2 protein-coding genes are annotated in these 1645 nt (G+C 40.7%); both read left to right on the top strand.

What is annotated here, in order from left to right:
* The coding region (locus Q0413_RS05245) for a S24 family peptidase (protein ID WP_298987915.1) at positions 1-366 on the top strand (366 nt) is incomplete at its 5' end.
* 22 nt (positions 367-388) lie between these two features.
* Entirely contained in the window at positions 389-1462 is a 1074-nt protein-coding gene (locus tag Q0413_RS05240) for a type I restriction endonuclease (RefSeq protein ID WP_298987914.1), read from the top strand.
* The last annotated feature ends 183 nt before the right edge of the window (positions 1463-1645 follow it).

Raw genomic sequence — 1645 nt, 5'->3', positions numbered from 1 at the left:
AGCGTCGATATAAACGGCATAGAGATCTACGACACCGATGTATTGGTACCTTTCTCTCGGATGCTTTTTAAGGTGTGTCCTAAAAACACAAATAGAATCCGCTGCATGCCGGTAGAGGGCTACTCTATGGTGCCGATGCTTTATCCGGATAGTTGGGTGATTGCGGACGTCACGGCAAAATTTGAAGGCGATGGGCTATATATCGTCAATTACTGCGACCATTTTATGGTGAAGCTGCTACAAAAGAGCCCCGACGGCGTACTGCACATAAAAAGCGTTAATAAAGAATACGATAGCTACGAGATAGGACCAGATAGCGATTTGCAAGTATATATCGTCGGTAAAGTCCTACGCTGCGTGATATGAAATCAATATAAAAGGGGAATTTATGGATCTATATGAGGATTTACAGCGCCTGGGTGCTCGAATATCGAGCATCAAAGACTCCGTGCAAACCGAAGAGGCTACGAAACACTCGTTTGTGATGCCGTTTTTTCAAATTTTAGGCTACGATATATTTGACCCTAACGTCATAGTGCCTGAATTTACCGCGGACGTAGGCATTAAAAAGGGCGAAAAGGTAGATTATGCCATAATGTATGAGGGCAAGCCGCTCATCATAGTAGAAGTTAAAAAGCATACCGAGGCTTTAAATAAGCATTCAAGCCAGCTATATCGATATTTCGGCGTTACTGACGCTAAATTTGCACTGCTAACAAATGGCATAGAATACCGATTTTATTCCGATATTAACAAGGAAAATAGGCTTGATGACAATCCTTTTCTTATCGTAAACCTTGACGAGCTCAATAAGCGCGACGTAAAGGCCCTTGAGCGCTTTACAAAAAGCGATCTAAATATCAGCTCGATACTGGAGATGGCGAATAAGCAGCGCCGCATACTTGAGATAAAAAAGATATTTGAGGAAGAAACCGCTAAACCTAGCGATGATTTGGCTAGAATGTTTGCCTGCAGAATACTTCCACAAGGAACGCGCATAACCGGAAGTGTGCTAGAGGACTTTAAGAGCTATACAAAAACCGCTCTGAGTGAGATAGTGACCGATCTGGCCTCAAAAAAGATAAATTCCGTACGCGCGGGCTTAACGGCAAATATCACGGACGAGGATGAAGAAAGCAGTAGCGATGAAACTAAGATCATAACTACGCAAGATGAGCTGCAAGGCTTTTTTATCATCAAATCAATACTGGGCGAATATGTGGAGCTTGATAAAATTTATGCAAGGGATACTCAAAGCTATTTTGGAGTACTCTTTGACGATAATAACCGCAAATGGATAGCTAGATTGCACTTTAATACGGCGAAGAAATACATTGGCATTCACGAGATAGAAAAACAAGAGACTAGATATCCACTCGAAAAACTTGAAGATATTTATAAATTTAGAGATAAGCTTATCGCCACACTCAAAAGAGTGCAGGGCGCAGAAGATGCAGAATAGCAAAAACGCTTTTAATGCCCATTTAAACGGGTGTTAAAAGCGGTGTAAAATTTCGTAAGGTTTTTGTCAAAAAATTTAAATCGAATTTTGCCACTTTGATTTTGAGTAAATTTGCTCCTAATCCCTATCTTTAGGCGACTATCTCAAATTTTTTCTCACTTTGACTTCTGACAAAACTTTACA

It is taken from the genome of uncultured Campylobacter sp., from assembly GCF_938045465.1.
Classification (GTDB): Bacteria; Campylobacterota; Campylobacteria; order Campylobacterales; family Campylobacteraceae; genus Campylobacter_B.
Note: the sequence above shows the minus strand (reverse complement) of the source record. Positions and strands in the feature narration are given on the sequence as shown.

Bases quoted from the DNA above. Each gene is read 5' to 3' on its own strand.
- Q0413_RS05240 (WP_298987914.1), top strand. From the start codon at position 389: ATGGATCTATATGAGGATTTACAGCGCCTGGGTGCTCGAATATCGAGC.